Origin of the sequence: Nostoc sp., assembly GCF_036917355.1 — a bacterium.
GTDB lineage: Bacteria > Cyanobacteriota > Cyanobacteriia > Cyanobacteriales > Nostocaceae > Nostoc.
Genome location: NZ_JBALDP010000069.1, coordinates 112,594 through 135,146, shown reverse-complemented (window position 1 = coordinate 135,146; position 22,553 = coordinate 112,594). Strand labels below are relative to the sequence as shown.

Sequence of the window (22,553 nt, the reverse complement as noted above, 5' to 3'; positions counted from 1 at the left end):
ATGATGAGGCTTGGAAGGCGATCGCCTTATTTTCTCAATTTGTTTATTCTCCCTTCACCACAGCCTCAATTGCTTTCACAATTGGAGCAACCCACCACTGATCTGAAGCTTTCTGAAATGCTTCAAATATAAATGCTTTTCCTCCGACTTCCAAGCGCTTCCTTAAAGTTGGATTTTGCTTCACCTGCTCTACTGCTTCTGCAATAATGATTTGTTTCTCTGCTTCAGTTTGAGTGGGATAATTCTGAGTTATACGATTTACGATTTGCTGAATCTCTTCAAAAGCTTCTATGAGATTTTGCTCTTGAGCATAATTATGCTGTGTTCCAATCTGATCTCCATTGACCGTGCTATTGAGATTGACTGCACCCACAGATCCACTAAAGTTTAGGTTTGGGTTGTTTGAATCTGGCATAGTAATAAAAACTCCTGTCTGATTTATATATGTACTTTGATTTTTTGGCTTATTACTCACAATCTGAAGAATCTGCTCTGGTTTAAGGGGTTGCCAAGTTTGGCGACGAATTAAAGCCTCAGCCTCTAGTAATCTCCATTGCAATTTATCTTTTAATTCTGGAAACTCAAGAATAATCTTGCGAAGTGCTTCACAGGCTTGAGGAGTACCACGTTCTTGTAGGCGTTGTGGGATATAGTCTCTCCAAGTTCTAACACTATCTTCAGGTCTTACTTCATAAGCCTCAATACCCGTGAGTTCTTCCTTTTGAGAACTTTCTTTTTGTTTTTCTTGTGGATCAGGATACTGTTTTGTGAGAAAAATGTACAAATCAGCAATGCAGTCTTCCTTCAGTTTTTGTTCAGTACTTCCTTGATACTTAATGGAATATGATACAGACTGCATAACTTCTCGTCCAAATTCAGAATCTTTCTGAATAGCAGACCACACAACTGACCATCCAGCATCTTCTGCATAAAGTATCAACATCTGAGCTGCAACAATTGCTTTAGCTCTTTCCTCAGCGCTTTTAGGAGGAAGTGAAGAAACGAGATATTCTGCAAAATCTTGAGCTTGATTTACTTTATTGATTAATAAATCTCTTAGTAAATCACCCATACTTGTAGCCGTGAGTGTCTCATGTTTTACTTTATCCATTAATACTCTTAATAGACGCTCATCCCAACAATGACTTACTTGATTATTTATGTGAATAGAACCATGTTGTTCATTGTCTTTATCAATCAAAAATATTAATGTTTTGATAAATTCATCAGGAGCATTATGATAAGCTTTTTTAATCAATTCTTGGCGATGCTTCTTGTTGTCTTCAGTTCGATCCCAGTTAGGATGTGCAAGAATTACTGGTGTCCATTTTTGCCATTCTTTGGTGGATAGACTGAGTATATATTCTGATGCTTCTTGTATTAATAAAAGTAATGCTTGATAACCTGCTAATACAGAGTAGGGATAATTATTTGTACCCAGCAAATCTAGATTGTCTGGATTAGCATGAGCTAGATACAAATTTGCAGCTTGAATAATCCTTTTTTTGGTTGATTCTTCTGCTTCAATCCAACCAGGAAGATTTTTCAGACTTGACTCAAATGGATTTCCATAATGAGTACTATCAACTTTAAGAGTTAACTCACAACATAAAGAACACCAAATATTAGGCTGGGAAGCATCAATCTGACTTAAAACATCAAGCACTCTTTCCTTTGCTGAAGGTTCTAAAATAATTTTATTTTTATTTCTGTTGCGCCTAGCCTGTTCTGCCAAATAAATTTCTTTTTCCTCCTGTGCTATTAGCGAGTCTAACTCAACCGTTTCAACATAATAAGCAAATTCTTCTCTTAATACTGAGTTAGTTTGGCTTAGTTGTAGTATTGGATCGACATGTTCAAATTGGGAAAGTTTAAAATTCCAAAGTATCAATTTTGCCCAACTTCGTTGTTTGTCTTCAGTATCTGATATTTTAAATTTTTGAATTAACCAAGAAAAATCTTCTTCATAAATTATTTCTCTAATATAGTTAGCAAAGTCTATATAATCATGATTAGTTTGTAAAACTATAGAGATTATTGACTCTATAATTTGATAACGGGTTTGAAATTCATTTCTTAAAATATGGCTGAAGTTGATTGTTTGATATGAATCATCATATACAATTACATCATGATTCTTCAGCCGCAATAAAGCAACCTTAGCAAATGCCTGCATTACTTCTGGTTGATTCAGATGCTCCCAGGCTTTCAACATAATTGCATCTGATAAATGCTCAAAACTATAATGTAAATCGCGCCCACGACTATTAAATTGTTTTTCTAGCCATCTTAGAGCTACTGGTAAATCAGATATTTGAAGATGTTGTCCAAGCTCTTTTGCTATAAAGTCCTGATATCTTCCACCACTAGATTTAGATACTGGCTGTATTAAGGTACTAAAAACCTCTTCTGCTGTGATATTGCCTGGCCAAACTGCTCGGATTCCACACCCTTTTAGCTGTTCCTCTTCATAATTTTGAATTTTAGCAACTGCTAAAGGTTTTAATCTTGCTTTGGTTTTTTCATCACCAAGATTGCATACAGCCACTGCTGCATTGATGCGAACCGAAGAATGTTGCTGATGATCAAGAGCAACATCGGCAAGATATTCCTGTACAGCTTTTACATTACAGGCTTCTGCAATATCAATAGCTACGTTCTTTGCATTTATACTCTTTGTTGAATCACAAATATAAGGTTGAAGCTGATCGGCTAATTTAGGATGATTTAGATTTCGGTATAGCCAAGTATGATATTGGTACGTTAATTTTTCTTCATTGTGTAATCTTAGAAGCGATTCAACTAGAGCGGTCTTATCAGTTTCACCAGCAGTAGCTACATCACTTAGGAGTAGTACATCGGGATCTGTTTTCATTACTTCCCTAAAAACTTTAGGAAGGATACTAGCTAGCCAAGCAGCAGTTTCATGAAGCTGGGGAATTAACCTAAATTCAGAATCTTCAGAGGAAGCAATTAATTTCATTACTTGTTCTAAAGGTGTTTCGTTGTGAACTAAGTATCGTGCAGCAAGAAACTCAGCATACGTCTGATGAGCAAAACCAATTCGATGCGAGCCGCGCGAAGAAAATAGTTCAGTGACAGACAAAACCTCTTTAATGCAGTTTTCATCAAGTGAAAACTCTTGCTGATTAATACTTTCTTTACCTATGGAAATATCTCGAATAGCAATATCAGAATTGGGCATATCTCCATATTCTGGACTTATCCAGATGGCAGAGCGATTAGAAAATAGAAGTAAAGCTGCAATTCGACTTGCTATAACTAATCGGTGTTTTGCATCTAAATTCCCAGTAAAGCCAGAATCACAGCGATCTGAGTTCACCTCTTCACATAGTTGTAAACAACCTTCTTCGTATAAATCCTTTTGAGAGGAAGAGAATCGTTTATTTTGATAAGTACCCAGAAGTAATTTTAATGTGATTGGCTTGATAGCAAGTGGAATAGCATTTTTATTAAAGACTTCCTGTAAAAAATCACCAGAGTTGATGTTACACCTATTTGCTGCTTCAATTACATCTACTTGACATAAAGGAGCTAGCTCATATACCGCAACATTAGCTTCTCCCCACTTGTCTTTTAGCTTCTGCTCCAAGCTATCTTTCCAATCAGCTGTCCTACAAGTGATCCTAAAATACAGGCGATCGCAAGGTAGCTGTTCTATTTCACGTTTAAGAATTCTGACAAGGATTTTGATAGAAAGTAATCCCTCGTCTAGGCTATCCAGAAAAAGATGTAGTTTATTTGTTCCTCTACGCCAAGCTTGCAATGTTTCATCGCGGAAAATTGCATCACATAGCTGCTTGTCCGAATCATAATCACCAAGTCTGAACCATAAACAAACGTTTTCTGAGCCACTAAACTTGTGAGAAACTTGATGATATGCTTGTTCGGTTGCTGTGGTCTTACCCATCCCAGCTTCACCTAGCAGCACCAAACAAGGGATCTCAGATATAGTTTCAAAAGCAACTGAATCAGATTTGTAAAAATGTCCCCACTCTGAATCTGGATTGACTAAATATCCACCATCACTTAGACCGATGTTACCTGATCGGGGACACCAGAAGCGCTTCCATGTGTAAAGCTGACTTGGCATTTTTACTTACAACAGGCTGAGAATATTTTTACTATGTTAACCGCACCCAATCCTTAATGTTGTTCTATGAGAAACGAGCTTTTGGGATATTATGCTTGTGCGATCGCTCTCAAAATCTCAACTTTCAACCTCTGAACTCGGAAGTTGCACCTTTTTACTCGACTGTTGAGCCTTTGAACTCGGAAGTCCGACCTTTTTGCTCGACCGTTGAGCCTCTGAACTCGGAAGTTGCACCTTTTTACTCGAACGTTGAGCCTTTGAACTCGGAAGTTGCACCTTTTTGCTGAAACGTTGCACCTTTGAACTCGGAAGTTGCATTTTTTTACTCGAACGTTGAGCCTTTGAACTCCAAAAGTAGAGCTTCAGAACTCGGAATGTTGTGTTTTTAACTCCAACATCCAACTTCTGAAGCTCACACGTTGCACTTTTGAGGTGCAGCTACCGACTTATTTTCTATAACATTGGTTTTTTAAGCTCCAGCTTTACAGGTTTACGAGTAAATCGTTTTCCCATTTCTGCAACCACTGCATCTAAACCCACCCCTCGTCCACTGGCTTTGGCGTAGTTATACACCTGCAACGCGGCTGCATAAGCTTCACTACCGACTGCAAGAGATGTATCATCTACCAACTCTTGTAACTGCGTCAACAACAACAATACCGGATACAACGTTTCAAATAATTGCACATCCTTCCGCATTTCATCCAAGTCAAACGATCGCGGTAAAAACTCTGGATTCTGCACCGCCACCTTCTAATGTTTTGCTCACAAACGCCCGACTCTTATCGCCCATCTTGGGTAAAGTCTGGCGATCGTCGGCACTCAAATCAACCAAAAATGGTAGCTTTTCTTTAATGGTAGCGATCGTTTGCAACACAGCATCTCTGTCTGTCTATGCCAATGCTGCACTAATTGGGGTCGTAGACATAGAAATCACTCTCCAGTAAGTTTCTTTCATCTAGAGTGCCCAGATATACAATCAAAATTTTCATTCGCAGAGTAAAGCTGGTCATCGTAATAAAGACTGATTGGGCGTTAACTGGCTCTCAAAACGACTGTAAACAATTTGGGTTGGATACCAACAAGAAAACCAGTATAAATCTTGAATAACTTTGCAAGAATTACTCTCATCTGCTAACTCAAAGTGAACCAGAGCTAAATTATTCAATCCAACTACCTCTCGTCCCTCCTGAAACCAACGAGATTTCCAAAAAATCAGGGGTTGTAACCATTTCCATTTGGCATTTTCGGCTCGTTTCCAAGGAGCTATCAAGGATAATATATCTGCTGTGTAGGTAGAAGTCTGAACACTGTTTCTAGGTATCCACTCCAGTACACAATGCCAGTCAGGGTCATTCAGCAGCTGACGATTATGGTGTAATTGTTTCTCGGAAATTTCTACCATATTGGGTGGGTTGCTCCAGCCGATCCAATGTCGTACCTGTTCTGGGAGGAGCCAATCTTTCAATCGTGTATGAATCAGCCGCGTCAAAATCTCTTCATTCTTCAATGCACTAGCGGTTAACTGTACTAAGACAGATTGTAATTTGGAATGGGTGCGTGTATAAGATAAGTGAGCAACTGAACTGTAGTGAATATCCCCAGATAGAATCACGACTTGTTGGCGTTCCTCAAACAAAGTAGTTAGGAATTTCGCCAATGCTTCAACATTAATGTTCCAGGCATCTCCAACATCTGTTGAAAAAACTTTCTCCTGTTTTAACTGCCAATGATGAATCCAATCAATCACTTGTAATCCAAATACATTTGTGGGCGCAATCACAAATGTAGTTTTAATCTGAGTTTGTTCATCTATTTCTTGTAAAGGCAAAAGTAGTTGTTGTTCAAAGGCTTTGGGACACAACAGCATCGGTGGAGCAATTGGTTTTTGATCGGCTGGATAACCCCGCCATGTACGTGTATCCAGCACAATTACTTCATGGCAATCGCTGCGGACTATGTAATGCCAAGTCAGCGCTTCAGGATCTCGATCCAAAATGAACACTGCACCGTCTCGGACTAAAACAGGTAAGTCTGTGTGGGGATCGTTGGCTGGCATTCCTACATAACGAGCGATCGCTTCATCAGCCTTTGCATCCGTTCCTTGAGAAGCTGACCAAGCTTGTGCAGCCGCCAACAGCTTTTCACCTGGTTTTCCTTCTGTAAATTGCTCTGGTGTATTGCCCCAAGCTTGAAACACAGTATAGGCTAACAAGGCATTTTGGACTATTCTTCGCCCTAATGGCCGCCCCAGCACTCGCAAACACCAAGCTTGGTTCAAATTCCAGTCATCACTAACATCATGGTCATCAAAGATGCTGTGCATGGGGATATTGGCAAGAGCGCGGCGCACTTTCCAAAGGGTATAAATAAATTGTCGTAAATGCTTGACTGCGCGATTCCAGTCTTTGATAGCATGGCGATCGCGCGTTACTTGCTCTCCTTTGGGAAATTTTGTCGGCCAGCACACTGGCGACCAAGCTAGTAAATAAGTAGCGTAATATTCACCCAGACTCAAAAGATGACTGTTGACCTTCTCAGCTTTATTATGTAATCCTGCGGTCAAGCCAGCTTGATTTGTAGCAGCGTCAGCCCGCTCTCCAGGAGATAGCTGCTGGGGAGTACAGTACACTCCATTCACCGGAAGTTGTTCTTCCCAACCCAAGAGGGCATCACCAAGAGTAGTGGCAACCCACAACGATGGATCTGCTACATCATCTCCATAAATTTGATCTCCCGTGAGAAACAGCTGGTGAGGTCGGTGCTGGGGTTGATTTACTGACGCCTGAATCATACTATCGAGAATTGGCAATGCATCAAACCCATGACCATGAGGTTTACGGCAGGAAGCATGGACAATTTGCAAATCTTGAAGACGGTTTGGCGGTAGAGCAAAGGTTGGTTTTTGATGATCGAAGTAGCTGATGCTGACTAGAGGAGAGGAGTTTGAACATAATGCTTGTTGCAGAGTTTCTGTGGTTTGGTCAGCAACAGTAAACTGGAGGTCGTATGCATAGATGCGACCTCCAGTTAAGCAATGTCCAATTGTAGACCGAGCCGTAATGGCAATTACATGAAGATACTTACCCAGAGCAAAGGTAGAGCGTTCTCCCTCCAATAAGCAATTTCCTAGTGTTTCACCATCATTTGTTGTGTCGTAAACCTTAAGTTCTACCTGACAAGATTGTTTTAGTGCCACCCATACTGTCACAGACTCTGGCTCAGTATGTTTGAGGATTGGCCCCCCTAAAATCAGTGGTAGTTCTTGTAAAAACTCGTCCCCAACTTGATACTTCATTGCAAACAGTTGACATGATGGTGTTTTAGATGTGTTATTTTGCTCCTCAATTGGTAGCTCCAACTCATCTAATCACCAATCATGCATCAATTCTTATCTGTTTAACATCAGTTCATAGCCCAAATTGATTGCAGCCTAAAAGCTCAGGGACGAGCAAGACGCCCATCCCATAAAAGTGATTATTTGTAGTTAACAAGAAAGAATTCAGGAGTCAGGTGGTCGCCGAGCGCAGTCGAGGTGAGCCAGAATACCCTTTCAGGGAAGCAAGCTACAGAATTGAATTGGAGCGTCTGAATAAACGGTCAAACATCGCACCAAATTTTGAATTTGGTGGTCAACTTTCACAACTTTCATAGTGACTGGTCTAAATCTCCAATGGAAAAGCATTCTGAATTCTGAATTCTCTTTTAATTAATTTTGCGCGATACCTTCTTCACGCGCGGCACGTTGCACAGCAGCAGCAACAGCAGTGACAACACGCTCATCAAAGACTGAAGGAATAATATGTTCCCGATTCAAGTCTGAAGGCTTGACTAAAGAGGCGATCGCACTTGCGGCTTCTAGGTACATTTTGATGGTAATTGTCTGTGCCCGACAATCTAAAGCACCACGGAATACCCCAGGAAAAGCGAGGACGTTATTGATTTGATTTGGGTAATCACTGCGACCGGTCGCGATGACAGCAACATCTTTACTGATTAATTCTGGCTGAATCTCTGGGATCGGATTTGCCATTGCAAAGACAATTGGATCTTTCGCCATCGATTGCACCATTTCTGGTGTCAAAACTCCTGGTGCGCTGACACCAATAAACACATCTGCCCCTTGCATTGCACCCGCTAATGTACCCTGACCTTTCACAGCAAATTCAAGTTTTTCCTCTGTCAAATCGGTGCGATTGGTAGAGATAATCCCCTTAGAATCGCACATCCAGATTTTTTCTGCCCCAGCTTTACGGAGTAACCGAGCGATCGCCACTCCCGCCGCCCCAGCACCGTTAATCACGATCTTGATTTCTGCTAAGGATTTATGTACCAGTTTCAGGGAATTAAACAACGCTGCCAAGGTGACAATTGCTGTACCATGCTGGTCATCGTGAAAAACGGGGATATCTAACTCTTGGCGTAATCTCTTTTCGATTTCAAAGCAGCGAGGTGCAGCGATATCCTCTAAATTCACGCCCCCAAACACCGGAGAAATATTCTTAACTGCCTGGATAATTTCTTCTGTATCTTGGGTGGCGAGACAAATGGGAAAAGCATCTAGCCCAGCAAATTCCTTGAATAGCATTGCTTTACCTTCCATGACTGGTAAGGCGGCTGCTGGGCCGAGATTTCCCAAACCCAAAACAGCGCTACCATCAGTAACAATGGCAACGGTGTTTTGTTTGATGGTTAAGTTGTAAACTTCCTCTGGATCTTGAGCGATCGCTGTACAAATTCGACCAACTCCGGGCGTGTAAGCCATTGCTAAATCAGACACACTCTTCAGGGGAATTCTACTGCTAATGCTAATTTTGCCACCGCGATGCAAATTAAAGGTGCGATCGTAAACACTGAGTAACTTGATATCTGGCAATGCTTTGACTGCTTGCACAATGGTTTCAGCGTGTTCAGTACTAGCAGCATCCACAGTAATATCGCGGGTGGACTCTTTGCGGGTTTGCTCGATTAAATCAATTTGCCCAAGATTACCGCCAGTAGTTGCGATCGCATGTGTTACCGACGCCAACATCCCTACACGATTGGGAATCTGCAAGCGCAGCGTCAAACTAAAACTAGAATTAGGAGTTAGGTCTGCCATGTTGATTTTGGATTTTAAGTTTTAGATTTTATATTGAATTGAGACAAAAACTAAAATCTGAGATTTGTAGTCTGTAGAAACATAATGTATGTAAACTCCAGGGATAACCTTCAGTAGTTAGTTTATCCACTGCTTATAGTTTTGATAATTATTTTTATTTATACCAATGCATTTACTAATATAAATGAGTAACAATTTAGTAATTGTACCCAAATACACCAGATATTTTTTTTATATTTTATCTGTGTAAATATTTGTATAACTATAGCTTCATGCATGAAAAAAGCGCCCTCTATACAGAGAGCGCAGTAAATTTTAACTTACAATTAACCGTGAATTACAGGTGCGCTCGTTGCCACAGGTACTGCCTCACCGGCTGCCAAATCCAGGGGGAAGTTATGAGCATTGCGCTCGTGCATTACTTCTATACCCAAATTGGCGCGGTTTAGCACATCTGCCCATGTATTAACTACACGACCTTTGGAGTCAAGAATTGATTGGTTAAAGTTGAATCCGTTGAGGTTGAACGCCATCGTACTGATGCCCAATGCCGTCAACCAGATACCAACTACAGGCCAAGCAGCCAAGAAAAAGTGTAAGGAACGCGAGTTGTTAAAGCTGGCATATTGCCAGATTAACCGCCCAAAGTAACCATGAGCCGCGACGATGCTATAGGTTTCTTGTTCTTGACCAAACTTGTACCCATAGTTTATGGATTCAGCTTCAGTTGTCTCTCTGACTAGAGAGGAAGACACCAAAGAACCGTGCATTGCTGCGAAAAAAGCACCACCGAACACCGCAGCTACACCTAATTCATGGAATGGGTGCATCAGGATGTTATGCTCGGCTTGGAATACCAACATGAAATTAAAAGTACCGCTAATGCCCAGAGGCATTCCGTCAGAAAAGCTACCTTGACCAATTGGGTAAATTAAGAAAACCGAAGTCGCAGCAGCTACAGGAGCAGAGTAAGCAAGGCAAATCCAAGGACGCATCCCTAGACGATAGCTTAACTCCCATTGCCGACCAAGCCAGCAGAAGATACCAATCAAGAAGTGCAAAACAATGAGCTGATAAGGGCCGCCGTTGTAGAGCCATTCATCCATTGAAGCAGCTTCCCAAATTGGGTAGAAGTGCAAACCAATTGCATTAGATGTGGGTACAACAGCACCAGTGATAATGTTATTGCCGTATAATAAAGAACCAGAAACTGGCTCCCGAATGCCGTCAATATCAACGGGTGGTGCAGCAATAAAGGCAATAATGAAACAGATGGTAGCGGTTAATAGCGTAGGAATCATTAAAACGCCGAACCAGCCGATATAAAGCCGATTGTCGGTGCTAGTAATCCATTGACAGAAACGATCCCACAGGTTGCCGCTTTCGCTTCTTCCTAGAGTTGTGGACATAACTGTGTTGTTTATAAATCGGTGACAACAAACTTTCCCAATTTTGAAGAATTGAGAATTAAGCTGTTTTCAAAGACTTTTGCCAAATACCTTCTCCCTAATAGCCGGGACTTTCTGGAATTACCTCACACCAAAAATGCTGTTAACTCACTTCCCCAGGGAGACTGTGTGAAAATAGGGAAAACTTTCCCGGCTCCTAATATCACGTTTTACATTAATAATTTGTATTTTTCAAGACATTATATTTAAGTTTTGCTAAGTTAAACCCTCAACAAACTCAGCGTGTTCTTTTGAATTTAACCCTTGTTGCAGTACTGCTAAAACTTTCGTCGCCACTATCCACATCTGGATTCACAAAATATTATTAGTGGGATAGGTTCGTAGTAAGATCCCATAGAATGCATTGGCTTCTAGCGTAGGCGCAGCCCGCCGCAAGCATCGCTTTCCCTTTCCATACCCTCAAGGCTTTGTTAGTAAGAGCATCTCCATCAGGATAAGGGTACGGAACTACCCAAGACATAACACAAAGCGACGCCCATCCAGAGGTATCAAAACTTTGAGAGATACGGGGGTTTTGAATTATAAGTAATTAATGCTTTTAGTATTAATGAACAAAAGCAACTTTTCTGGCTGATATTTTGTCACCATAGATTAACTGAATAAAATCAGTTGAGTCTTACAAGGGGAGAAAACCCACCTAAAATGGGTGTAAGGAGAGAAACAATAAGATGTCTAATAACCGTTCTGGAGTATTTATTGGCGGTTTGATGCTGGGAGCTACCATCGGTGCTTTAACCGGTTTACTCGTGGCTCCACGCACAGGGCGCGAAACGCGTAAAATTTTGAAAAAATCTGCCAATGCTATCCCAGAATTGGCAGAAGATTTATCAATGAGTGTGCAAATTCAAGCAGATCGTCTCTCTGCTAGCGCACTGCGAAACTGGGATGAGACTTTAGATAGATTACGGGAAGCGATCGCAGCAGGTGTAGATGCTAGTCAGCGAGAAAGCCAAGTCTTGAAGCGACAAACATCTGTGGAAGACTCAGATTCGCTTCCCCAGCCATTAGAACGCTCATAAATAATATAACCGTGATTGAACCCCTGTTTTGGTTGGGACTTTCTTTACTTTTAGTCGCCACAAGCTTGACTGCGGTTTTAGTGGCGGCAATACCGGCTTTGCAGGAGTTAGCACGCGCAGCTCGCAGTGCAGAAAAGCTTTTTGATACCCTCTCGCGGGAGTTACCACCCACTTTAGAAGCTATCCGCGTGACTGGCTTAGAAATCACTGACTTAACTGATGATGTCAGCGAAGGTGTAAAAAGTGCTAGTCAAGTCGTGAAGCAAGTTGACCAAAGTCTTGATACTGCAAGAAAACAGGCTCAAAATTTGCAAGTAGGTACGCGCAGCATCTTGATTGGCGCGAAAGCTGCTTGGAAAAATTTCACGCGCCAAAAACCCCCAAGGCGGACGAGCGATCGCTTGCCAAGCAATGAAAAACCACCTCTGACGTTGCGAGAACGAGAAGTGCTGAAGCAAGAAAATCGCCGAATCAAAGCAGAAGTGTACCGTGCTAATGACGGTTACAACGACACTGCTAGCTGGGAAACCAATTTCGATGACGAAGATTGAATTAGGGCATGGAGCAAAACAGTTCTGAGTTCCGAGTTCTGATTAAAGTAAGTGAGATTCCCCACTCATTACTCAGCACGGCTTAAGCGCTCCGCTACTGCTAACAGCACTCCTGAAGGGCATTGGTTATTTCTCTTCATCTACCTCGCTCCCCCTACTCCCTACTCCCCAAAAAGCTTTTGCTTTGATCCCTTAGATTAGAGTAAAGTAAACAAGTGTAAAGAACTATCATTTTTCTAGTACTCTTTTAAAACAACTTGTTCGCTTTTACCGTTAATATTTGTATAAAAACGTCCATGCAATCTTGTTTTTGGCGACGAATTCTAGTATCTATTGCAGTATTTTTCCTGGCTGGGTCAATTTGGGTGATGCATTCTCCCCCAGCACTGGCTTATGACAATCCTGAGTTACTTCCTGACACTTTTACCCCAGTTGTAGATTTAGCTAAATCTCTGCCTGTGCTGCAAGAAGAAAAGCTTGTCAAAGATTTAGAGCAGTTTGAAGCTGACACGGGCTGGAAATTGCGAGTATTAACCCAATATGACCGCACCCCAGGTAGGGCGGTTATCAAATATTGGGGTTTGGATGACAAAAGCATTCTACTTGTTGCTGATTCTCGTGGCGGTAACATCCTCAGTTTTAGCGTTGGTGATGCTGTTTATGAACTTTTACCTCGGACTTTTTGGATAGAACTGCAAACCCGCTTCGGTAATTTGTATTTTGTCCGCGAACAAGGTGAAGACCAAGCCATTCTGCAAGCTTTAGAATCGGTTAAAGGCTGTTTGCTCAAAGGGGGTTGCAATGTTGTCCCCGGACTGCCACGAGAGCAATGGATTCTCACCTTGATTAGCTCAATTATTGGTGGGGTGATTTGTGGATTTGCCGCTCAACCCCGCGATAAAGGACAAGTTTTTGCTTGGCAATGGGCTTTAATTTTCTCACCTTTGTGGGGAATCTTGTTTATTGCCTTCGGCATTGGGCCAGTTGTGACGCGTACAAGCGACTGGTTGCCTTTAGTTCGCAATATCTCTGGGTTTCTCATTGGCGTCTTGGTTGCCTACCTATCTCCTATTTTCAGTCGGTCTTCTTCTAGTAATGAGTTATGAGTGAGTAGTTAGGAGTGAATAGTTTAATTAACTTATAACTGCTAACTCCTAACTCTTAACTCTCTGAAGCTGATAAGCTGAAAGCTAATATTTGAGAAGCTCAACAAAAATGGAATGGCACGTAACTGATGCTCAAAGTTTAGCAATCATTGATAGTGAAATTGGCGATCATGTCTTTTCACCCGCAGAGTATGAGATTGTACGTCGGGTAATCTACGCCACGGCTGACTTTGAGTATAAGTCTTTGATTCGCTTTTCTGAGCGTGCCTTGCAAGCTGGAGCAGCAGCGCTAGCCGCACGTACCACAATTGTGGTAGATGTGCCGATGGTACAAGTAGGTATTGCTTACGACATTCAAAACACCTTTGCGAATCCAGTGTATTGCAGCATGGAAGCTCTAACACGTCCTCAAAAAGAAAAGACTCGCGCAGCATGGGGAATAGAAACCTTAGCAAAGCGTTATCCAGAGGGCATTTTTGTGGTGGGTCAAGCACAAACGGCACTGACTGCACTGGTAGATTTAATTGAAGTTGAGGAAATTAGACCTGCTTTAATAATCGCAACTCCAGTGGGATTTGTAAATGTTGATGAAGCTAAGGAGCGTTTACAAGAGTCTCTAGTGCCTCACATTATAATTGACAGCCGCAAAGGTAATGCAGTTGTAGCAGCTGCGATCGTTGATGGGTTGGTAGACTTAGCTTGGCAAGCCTATGGACAAGATGGAAATCGGGGGAGCTAGGAAAGTCGGCTCTATTGTATTTTGTATCCAAAAAAGTATTCATCAATCATTGAATATCCTGATATTTTTGTTAAGTCGTGCCGTTCAAGGAGCCTTTTCTTGTGGTAATTCAAGGTTTCAGTTTAAGCGCATATCTTTCAATTCCTGTGGTATTCAGTCTTTTGGCTGATGGAGAAGGAATAAAAGTATCTTTAGTTAAAAATATTCGTCAGGTATCTACTAACAAGGAAATGCTTCTATCCAGCCGTGAGCTAATCAGCACTAGGGCAACTCCAAAAACATACTATGTTAGTAGTGCTGGAAATGACACAAATAGCGGACTCTCTACTTCATATGCCTTTAGGACAATTCAAAGGGCAGCAAATCTGACTAATCCTGGCGATACAGTATTGATTATGAACGGAGTCTACAGGAATGCAAAACCAGGTGGGAACGTAGTATCTATTACTCGCTCTGGAACAGCAAATGCATGGATTAAGTTTAAAGCATATCCTGGACATCAGCCGAAAATTCAACACAATGGATGGCAGGGAATTTTCATTCACAAGGGAGCGTCATATATTGAGATAAATGGGTTGGAGGTGATAGGAAACAATGCCAACATAACCCTTGATTATGCAATGAGTCAGAAAACTAACAAACTAAACCCGCTAACGAATGGAAACTGCATTAACATAGATGGACGAAAAAATGGTCGTAGTCACCATATACGTATTGTCAATAACAAGGTACACGGGTGTGGAGGAGCAGGCATTTCAGCTATCGAATCGGATTATGTGACAATAGATAATAACGAAGTGTTTGATAATGCCTGGTATAGCGTTTATGGTTGCAGTGGCATTTCGATTTTGAATAGTTGGAATTCTGACAACAAACGGGGATACAAGATGTTTGTTACCAACAACAAAACCTACAATAATCGTATGTACATCCCTTGGATTGCAGTCGGAAAGATCACAGATGGTAATGGGATTATTATCGATAGCTCTAGAAACGATCGGAATAACTCAAAATTGGCTGCATATAAAGGATATACTTTAGTTAAAAATAATCTTGCATTTAATAATGGTGGATCGGGTATTCATGCATTTTTAAGCGAGCATGTTGATATTGTAAATAACACAGCTGTTTTAAATAATCAGAGTCCAGAACTTAATGGCGGGCAAATATTTGCTCATACGTCATCTGATGTCAGAATTCTTAGAAACATTCTTTATGCTTTTCCTGGAAAAAATATTAATAATAAGACTAAAAATAAAAACGTTATTTATGATTATAATATCTATATGAATAGTTCTAAAATAAATGTTAAAGGGCCTCACGATATTGTTGCAGGCTCACAATTTTTAAGCAAGTATCCCACCTTAGAAAAAATATCTGGTGATTGGAAATCGCGGTTAGATAAACAAAATCCGCCAACACGTCCTTATGTAGAACCTAAGTCGGCAGGTTTTACGTGTGGGACAGTGACTTATCGTTTGCAAGGAAAACTCATCCAAGTGGGATGCTCTCGTTAGCAAGAAGGCAGGAGAGATTTATCCCGAATCTAAATGCTCGAACCTCTTGGACGACCATTGAGAAGTTTTGCGATTGAAAGCAAACTGCCAAGATATTTGCGATATTCGGCTCGTAATTATTAAATTAATCGCACCCTGCATTCACGCAGGGTGTAGGTCTATCTATTGTACGTTTCTGAAAGAGAAGCTCATACTGATTACCTCTTCACTCCTCTACTCGACGACGCCGACGACGCGGCTTTTGTTGTTGGTCTTCACGCAAGCGGCGACCGACTTCGTTAAAGAAATCCCGCCGCAGATAAGGATAATCGCTAACCCACAGGTCACGATTGGGAAAGTATATATCGCTGAATTCTTCAATACTGCTCAAATCTGGACGATTTGACATCACTACCATTTCTGCAATTTGACCGCGAGTAATAACTTTGTGAGCAGGACGCAATGGTGCTACAAACTCAATGGTAAATCCTGTGTCATCACCTATCTCTAAGTTTATCTGTTTTTCTCGGTTTTCTATAATCACCAATTCGCCTTTGTTATTGACTGTTTCGGTTTTACCCATCAACTGGTCTGTAATCCACCAATCTAAGACTCGACCACGGAAAAAGCCGCCGTACTTGTAACGACGGCATTGTAAATTCCGCATACTTGCTTGAAACACTGGATACCACAGCCAAAAAAAAGCGCTAATTACCCCTAGCACAAATACTATTGAAGCAAACTCAAGCTTGAAAATAACTGTTGCAAGCAAAATCACAACTACCGCAACTACAGAAATTAACAGCCGTTGCAAAAAATTTGAGAACTTCCCCCAATAGTATTTGTACTGCAAACCAGTGGCAATTAGCGGGACAACTTGTTCAAATTTCTGGCGAGTCAGTGGTACTAACATGAGTGCTAAGTAATGAATGCCCAATTGTGTGTTTAAAGTATCTTTTCTAATCCATATACTAACGACTTTAGCGCTAAGACTTTGCGAATCGCTAGTAGCACTCCTGGCATATAACAAGCGCGATCGCTCGTATCATGTCGTAAAGTATAAATCTGTCCTGCTGCGCCAAAAATAACTTCTTGGTGGGCAATCAATCCCGGCAAGCGGACGCTATGAATTCTAATCCCTTCATCTGCGATACTACCCCTCGCCCCTGCTAATTTTTCCGTTTCTTCTACAAGAGCAGGGTTAAAAGTTTTACCCAATTCTCCTAATAACTGTGCCGTTTGAATCGCAGTACCACTGGGAGCATCAGCTTTTTGGTTGTGATGCAGTTCAATAATTTCCACATGGTCAAAATATTTTGAGGCTGCGATCGCAGCTTGTTGCAACAGTACCATCCCAATGGAAAAATTAGGAATAATTAGACAACCAGTGCTAGCTTTGTCGGCAAAGTCTGCCAAATCTTGAATTTGTTCTGGACTTAACCCAGTAGTACCAACTACAGGACGAATACCGTAAGCGATCGCACTGCGAATATTGTCATAAACTGAATCGGGATGGGTAAAGTCTACAATCACCCCTGGAGGAGACTGTCTGTCGCCAGCCACATACCCCAACATCGGTTCTAATTGATTGGTAATCGGCACTTCCAAAGGTTCGCTTAAACCCGCCAACTCCCCAGCATCTTTATCTTGATGTTCTAAACTGTAGTCAATTGCACCCACTAGGTTTAAGTCAGGCGCTTGTGCCACCGCCTTAACCACTTCACGGCCCATTTTGCCAGCAGCACCGTTGACAATAACCGGGATAGGAGCTTGATTCGTCATAGGTCGAGAAATACTTTTTGAGTCAACAAGGGAATTGTAAAGACTTTGGCGATCTAGTAGCTAGCTTCTCAAATCTCTGGCTTAATTCCACCTACCCTGAATTGTGCAACTAATCGCTTAGTTTTTCTACTCCCCAAAAGATCGGTTCTGGTTTTCATTGCACTATCTTACCCAGTAACCCGTTTTATTTGCCGATCGTACTGCTTTGATAAGTATTACTTATAAAATATATCAGCCTTTGTTTGTCAAGTCTAGTTGACCATTTGTAATATTATTGTTATATTTATTTACATAGCTTAGTAAAGCCCTAAAGTTAAGCTGCATAGCTAAAATTGCACCTTGTCTATTACCTATATAGTTTTGGTTGCGTTGGGTGTTAACTAAGAAAAACAGACTTCGGTTTTGGAATATCCCATCGACATTTGGACTTCTCCCATTTACCTCGGCTATCTAGTCGGGGTTTTTTATTTTCTTCATTAGCTGCTTATTAACAATTATTTTTAAGGGAGTTGGAGAAAACTGATGTAAAAAAGCTTTGAGTTGTTAAGTCTGTGGGGTAAGACTTTCGCGCCATGAGCAACTATGTAAGTACACTGTCTATAAGGTATCTTATATTTTCCGTAACTTCTTTATCCTCGCTTTTAGATTTACTTTATAAATAGCCTCTTAGATAAATATTTAATGATTGATAACCTTAAGAAATTTGTTGCTTCAGTTTCAGCCATAGTTAATGATGAAGTCAAGGAAACTTCCGCTCTCGCACTTCTGCGGCATAATCTTGCACGGCTTTGGTAATCGTCTCGCGCAAATTTGTGTAAACTTTGGCGAATGGTGGATGCTTTTGAGCAAGTCCAAGGACATCTGAAGTAACTAAAACTTGTCCATCACAGTGAATTCCCGCACCGATACCAATTGTAGGAATACTTAATTTTTGTGAAATCTGCATTGCTAAATCTGCGGGGATATGCTCTAACACTAAAGAAAATACACCTGCTTGTTCGAGAGCGATCGCTTCTTGTAAAATCCTCTCACTGGCTTCTTGCGTCTTTCCTTGTTGGCGCAAACCCAGTTGATGTATTGATTGTGGTGTTAAACCGACATGACCCATGACTGGAATTCCAGCTTGTACTAGACGAGCCACAGTTTCGGCCATTGCTGGATAGCCACCTTCTACCTTTACCGCTTGAGCGCCCGTTTCCTTTAGTACTCGCCCAGCTGAGTGCATCGCTTGTTGGAGACTTTCTTGATACGTCAAAAATGGTAAATCTACAACTACTAATGCCCGTTTCACCCCACGGCGCACAGATTTTGCATGATAGATGATTTCATCCAAAGTGATTGGCAGTGTTGTTTCATACCCTAAAACTACTGCCATCGAGTCACCCACGAGGATTAAGTCTACACCAGCTGCATCGAGAAGTTGAGCGATCGCATAATCCCAGGCGGTCAACGCGACAATTGACCGTCCCTGTTGTTTCCATTGAATTAATTGCTGGGTAGTGATTGCCATTTTTTGAGTGCTGAGTGCTGAGTAGTGTTAGCGGTAGCGGGGCGTTTAGCCCGTGCTGAGTTAGAAGTTAAAAGTTAGGAGTGAGGAGTTTTGAATTTAAAATTTTTTTTTATAACTCCTAACTCATAACTCTTAACTAATCATTTAACAGCGCGACTGAAAGCAATATGGGGTTTTGCACTGTCGGTTTTGGGCATTAACCAAGCTAGACCTTCACTAGTGCCAATCCATAATTTATTGCCGATATCAGGTGCAAGGGTAATAACCCGACTAGAAGGAAGTCCAGCAACTTCTCCATCTAATACGGCACCTGTATTTGGATCTAATCGTAACAAACCATTATTAGTCCCGACCCAGACACTACCATCTTTAGCAAAACGCACCACTGTCACGTCACGCCCGCGCAAGCGAGTTACAGACCGTAATACTGCGCCAGTTTTTGGATTAATAACAAGCAAATTATTCGGCATTCCGGCCCAAATTAACCCTTCTGGACTAATAGCTAAAGCTTGTACAGTTGCCCCAGGTAAATCGGCTATTCGCTTCATAATCGCAGCACTAGCAGTATTTACCCGCACCAATCCATCCAGAGTACCAACCCACAATTGACCTTCAGCATCTAAAGTCAGGGCATTAGCGCTGACACCAGGCAGATTTTTTAATGTTGTCATAATCAAGCCTTGGTCGGGACTAATGAGAGCTAAACCGCTATCGGTTCCAGTCCACAAATAACCCCGTTTGTCAAGTAACAGTGATAATACGCGTTTAGAAGGCAAAAATAAATTTTGTGCAGTGATTTCGTTAGTGCGGGGGTCAACTCGAACTAGTCCCTCATAACTTCCTACCCACAAACGTCCTACTTTGTCTTGAGCTAAAGCACCAATGGCAACATTCGGTAAGCTCACACGAGAAATAATCTTGCCGGTTTTCGGATCGATCCGCGATAGTCCGCGCCAAGAACCTACCCAAAGATTACCTGTAACATCTCCCAGTAAGTTACCAACACGATAATCAGTTTTTGGCGAATTTTCTTCAACTCCCCGCTCATCGGGCAAAGATTCTACTCGCGGTGGCGGTGCGGAAGCTGGGTAAGCGGGTGTTAGATCGGATGAATTAATGTCAGGGGTTTTTTGCGCCCATCCCATATTTGGCAAAGCTATCAACCCCAGCAAGATAGAAGTAATTAATAAACTAGTACGCTTGTAAAACAATACCACGGTGACATTTCCTTTGGAGACAGTACCCATAGCATTTACCTAAACTGGCTTTGGGTTAATTTCAGTGTTCCCCTTGCTGGGATTTTTTAAACATTGGGGATTGGAGACACAACTCTTGGAGAGGTTACGCCAACCACAAGCGGTAGTTGAATCTCGACTCACTTCGACGCCGCGGTAGTTGAGCGTAGTCGAAACTCAGTGCAAGTCGCTCGATTACCGCGCAGCCGAAACTCAGTGCATCGCTAGGGACTGGGGATTTCTCCATCTACCCGATCTTTTCAGTTCTTTACAGTTATTAATGACATTTTGTAAAGCATTTGTAACAAAAAGTTTAAATCTTTATGTAATAACAAAATTAAATAGATAAGTTAAAAACTTTCAAAGAATAACTTATCGAATTCTTGATATATTGTGAAACAAGTTACAAATTACGTGGTGTGCAATTCTTTTATCTTTTGCTCACCACTCTGCTAAATCTCTGTCAAGTAAATTCTTTTCTGGTATCTTTTCCATCAAAGGGAAAGATATAAGGAGTGTAAAGGCGGGAATGTGTGCCAGCCAGCCCAATCCCCTGAATACCCTGATTTATGGGGGAATTATCTAAATGCTGCCCACAAAAGGCGGAAGTTTTGGTGAAATTGAGAAGGTTTAGTTGGGTGCGAAGAAGAAGTAAAAAAGAATTTTGATTTTTAGCAAGAGGAAACAGTAGAAGCGCTAGGTCGTGTACCCCTAGAAGGGGAAACACTGGTGAGGAGGGCTACCACCGCTACCAAAGTGTCCGCCGCAAAAAAACTGCTAACCTTTGCCAAAGGCAACTCCTAACAAAAAAATTTTCCGATCTTCCCCTCGCTCAAGGGGGGCAAGAGCGGGGTGAGGGGAAGTTGCACAAAACGTGATTTGATAATTAAAAAGAGTGATTTCAGGGAAGGATAAAATTATGTCTTACGCTCAAACGAAGACTCAGAGCAAATCTGGGTATCAAGCCGGGGTTAAAGATTACAGACTAACTTATTACACACCGGATTACACACCAAAAGATACCGATCTTCTAGCTGCGTTCCGTATGACACCTCAGCCTGGTGTTCCTCCCGAAGAAGCAGGTGCGGCTGTTGCGGCTGAATCCTCCACAGGTACTTGGACAACTGTGTGGACAGATTTGCTCACCGACCTCGATCGCTACAAAGGTCGTTGCTATGACATCGAACCAGTTCCCGGCGAAGACAACCAGTACATTTGTTACGTTGCCTATCCTTTGGACTTGTTTGAAGAAGGTTCTGTAACCAACGTATTGACCTCAATTGTTGGTAACGTATTTGGTTTCAAAGCTCTACGGGCACTGCGTCTAGAAGACATTCGTTTCCCAGTAGCTTATATCAAGACCTTCCAAGGGCCTCCTCACGGTATCCAAGTTGAGCGTGACAAGTTAAACAAATACGGTCGTCCTTTACTGGGTTGTACCATTAAGCCCAAATTGGGTCTTTCCGCTAAGAACTACGGACGCGCTGTATACGAGTGCTTACGCGGTGGTTTGGACTTCACCAAAGACGACGAAAACATTAACTCCGCACCATTCCAAAGATGGCGCGATCGCTTTTTGTTCGTAGCTGAAGCTATCAACAAAGCTCAAGCAGAAACCGGTGAAATCAAAGGTCACTACCTCAATGTCACCGCTCCTACCTGCGAACAAATGTTGCAACGGGCTGAGTACGCTAAAGAACTCAAAATGCCCATCATCATGCATGACTACCTGACCGCAGGCTTCACCGCCAACACCACATTGGCTCGTTGGTGCCGCGATAACGGTATCTTGCTGCACATTCACCGTGCGATGCACGCTGTAATTGACCGTCAAAAGAACCACGGTATCCACTTCCGTGTATTGGCTAAAGCCCTACGTTTATCTGGTGGCGACCACATCCACACTGGTACAGTAGTTGGTAAGTTGGAAGGTGAGCGCGGCATCACAATGGGCTTCGTTGACCTGTTGCGTGAAAACTACATTGAGCAAGACAAGTCTCGTGGTATCTACTTTACCCAAGACTGGGCTTCTCTACCTGGTGTAATGGCAGTTGCTTCTGGTGGTATCCACGTATGGCACATGCCCGCACTGGTAGAAATCTTTGGTGATGACTCCGTACTACAATTCGGTGGTGGTACTCTAGGACACCCTTGGGGTAACGCTCCTGGTGCAACCGCTAACCGCGTCGCCTTGGAAGCCGTTGTTCAAGCTCGTAACGAAGGCCGTAACTTGGCTCGTGAAGGTAACGATATCATCCGCGAAGCTGCCAAGTGGTCTCCTGAACTGGCTGTTGCTTGCGAACTGTGGAAAGAAATCAAGTTCGAGTTTGAAGCAATGGATACCGTCTGATCTGGGTTAACAGTTAAGAGTTAAGAGTTAGAAGTAGAGACGCGACGCCAGTCGCTACAACGGGGGGAACCCCCGCAACGC

15 protein-coding genes and 1 pseudogene are annotated in these 22,553 nt (G+C 42.1%); 7 read left to right on the top strand and 9 right to left on the bottom strand.

All coding sequences use genetic code 11. The features are described from left to right. Positions 1–43 precede the first annotated feature (43 nt). Positions 44–4,114: an NACHT domain-containing protein gene (locus tag V7K53_RS22560; protein WP_335199785.1), complete on the bottom strand. Its 4,071-nt coding sequence runs from the start codon at positions 4,112–4,114 to the stop codon at positions 44–46. Between the two features lie 56 nt (positions 4,115–4,170). On the opposite strand from V7K53_RS22560, the gene V7K53_RS22555 reads away from it, so the two are divergent. Next, a complete protein-coding gene (locus V7K53_RS22555; RefSeq protein WP_335199784.1) occupies positions 4,171–4,401 on the top strand; it encodes a hypothetical protein in 231 nt (76 codons plus the stop codon). Positions 4,402–4,567: 166 nt separating this feature from the next. Here V7K53_RS22555 and V7K53_RS22550 read toward each other — a convergent pair. From V7K53_RS22550 to psbA, 4 genes and pseudogenes are all read right to left on the bottom strand, one after another. Beyond that, positions 4,568–4,991, bottom strand: a pseudogene (locus V7K53_RS22550) (hypothetical protein). Between the two features lie 132 nt (positions 4,992–5,123). Continuing rightward, positions 5,124–7,412, bottom strand: coding sequence for a PhoD-like phosphatase (locus tag V7K53_RS22545; protein ID WP_335199783.1), 2,289 nt, complete (start codon positions 7,410–7,412; stop codon positions 5,124–5,126). A 411-nt stretch (positions 7,413–7,823) separates the two neighbouring features. Beyond that, on the bottom strand, positions 7,824–9,215 hold the full coding sequence (locus V7K53_RS22540; RefSeq protein ID WP_335199782.1) for a malic enzyme-like NAD(P)-binding protein: 1,392 nt from the start codon (positions 9,213–9,215) through the stop codon (positions 7,824–7,826). A gap of 326 nt (positions 9,216–9,541) precedes the next feature. Then, the gene (gene psbA / locus V7K53_RS22535; RefSeq protein ID WP_335199780.1) at positions 9,542–10,624 is read right to left on the bottom strand and encodes a photosystem II q(b) protein; all 1,083 of its coding nucleotides are present in this window, start codon (positions 10,622–10,624) and stop codon (positions 9,542–9,544) included. Positions 10,625–11,352: 728 nt separating this feature from the next. Between psbA and V7K53_RS22530 the strand changes: the two genes are divergently transcribed. From V7K53_RS22530 to V7K53_RS22510, 5 genes are all read left to right on the top strand, one after another. Then, positions 11,353–11,703 carry a YtxH domain-containing protein gene (locus V7K53_RS22530; protein ID WP_334836484.1) on the top strand — a complete coding sequence of 117 codons (351 nt, stop codon included), beginning with the start codon at positions 11,353–11,355 and terminating at the stop codon, positions 11,701–11,703. 11 nt (positions 11,704–11,714) lie between these two features. Then, the gene (locus V7K53_RS22525; RefSeq protein WP_335199778.1) at positions 11,715–12,254 is read left to right on the top strand and encodes a DUF948 domain-containing protein; all 540 of its coding nucleotides are present in this window, start codon (positions 11,715–11,717) and stop codon (positions 12,252–12,254) included. 296 nt (positions 12,255–12,550) lie between these two features. Further along, entirely contained in the window at positions 12,551–13,360 is an 810-nt protein-coding gene (locus tag V7K53_RS22520; RefSeq protein WP_335199776.1) for a TPM domain-containing protein, read from the top strand. 109 nt (positions 13,361–13,469) lie between these two features. Continuing rightward, entirely contained in the window at positions 13,470–14,099 is a 630-nt protein-coding gene (locus V7K53_RS22515; protein ID WP_094350132.1) for a precorrin-8X methylmutase, read from the top strand. 101 nt (positions 14,100–14,200) lie between these two features. After that, on the top strand, positions 14,201–15,616 hold the full coding sequence (locus V7K53_RS22510; RefSeq protein WP_335199774.1) for a right-handed parallel beta-helix repeat-containing protein: 1,416 nt from the start codon (positions 14,201–14,203) through the stop codon (positions 15,614–15,616). A 205-nt stretch (positions 15,617–15,821) separates the two neighbouring features. Here the strand turns inward: V7K53_RS22510 and V7K53_RS22505 are convergent, their stop codons facing one another. The 4 genes from V7K53_RS22505 to V7K53_RS22490 all read right to left on the bottom strand — a co-directional run bounded on the left by V7K53_RS22505 (position 15,822) and on the right by V7K53_RS22490 (position 20,134). Continuing rightward, complete coding sequence (locus tag V7K53_RS22505) at positions 15,822–16,508, bottom strand: phosphate ABC transporter permease (RefSeq protein ID WP_335199772.1); 687 nt, start codon at positions 16,506–16,508, stop codon at positions 15,822–15,824. A 32-nt stretch (positions 16,509–16,540) separates the two neighbouring features. Next, on the bottom strand, positions 16,541–17,377 hold the full coding sequence (gene dapB, locus V7K53_RS22500; protein ID WP_194041462.1) for a 4-hydroxy-tetrahydrodipicolinate reductase: 837 nt from the start codon (positions 17,375–17,377) through the stop codon (positions 16,541–16,543). Between the two features lie 739 nt (positions 17,378–18,116). Continuing rightward, positions 18,117–18,887 (bottom strand): 3-methyl-2-oxobutanoate hydroxymethyltransferase, encoded by a 771-nt coding sequence (gene panB, locus V7K53_RS22495; protein WP_335199771.1) that lies wholly within the window; start codon positions 18,885–18,887, stop codon positions 18,117–18,119. A 140-nt stretch (positions 18,888–19,027) separates the two neighbouring features. Further along, a complete protein-coding gene (locus V7K53_RS22490; protein WP_335199770.1) occupies positions 19,028–20,134 on the bottom strand; it encodes a ligand-binding sensor domain-containing protein in 1,107 nt (368 codons plus the stop codon). A 907-nt stretch (positions 20,135–21,041) separates the two neighbouring features. Between V7K53_RS22490 and V7K53_RS22485 the strand changes: the two genes are divergently transcribed. Continuing rightward, positions 21,042–22,472 (top strand): form I ribulose bisphosphate carboxylase large subunit, encoded by a 1,431-nt coding sequence (locus V7K53_RS22485; protein WP_163930558.1) that lies wholly within the window; start codon positions 21,042–21,044, stop codon positions 22,470–22,472. Positions 22,473–22,553: the final 81 nt, after the last annotated feature.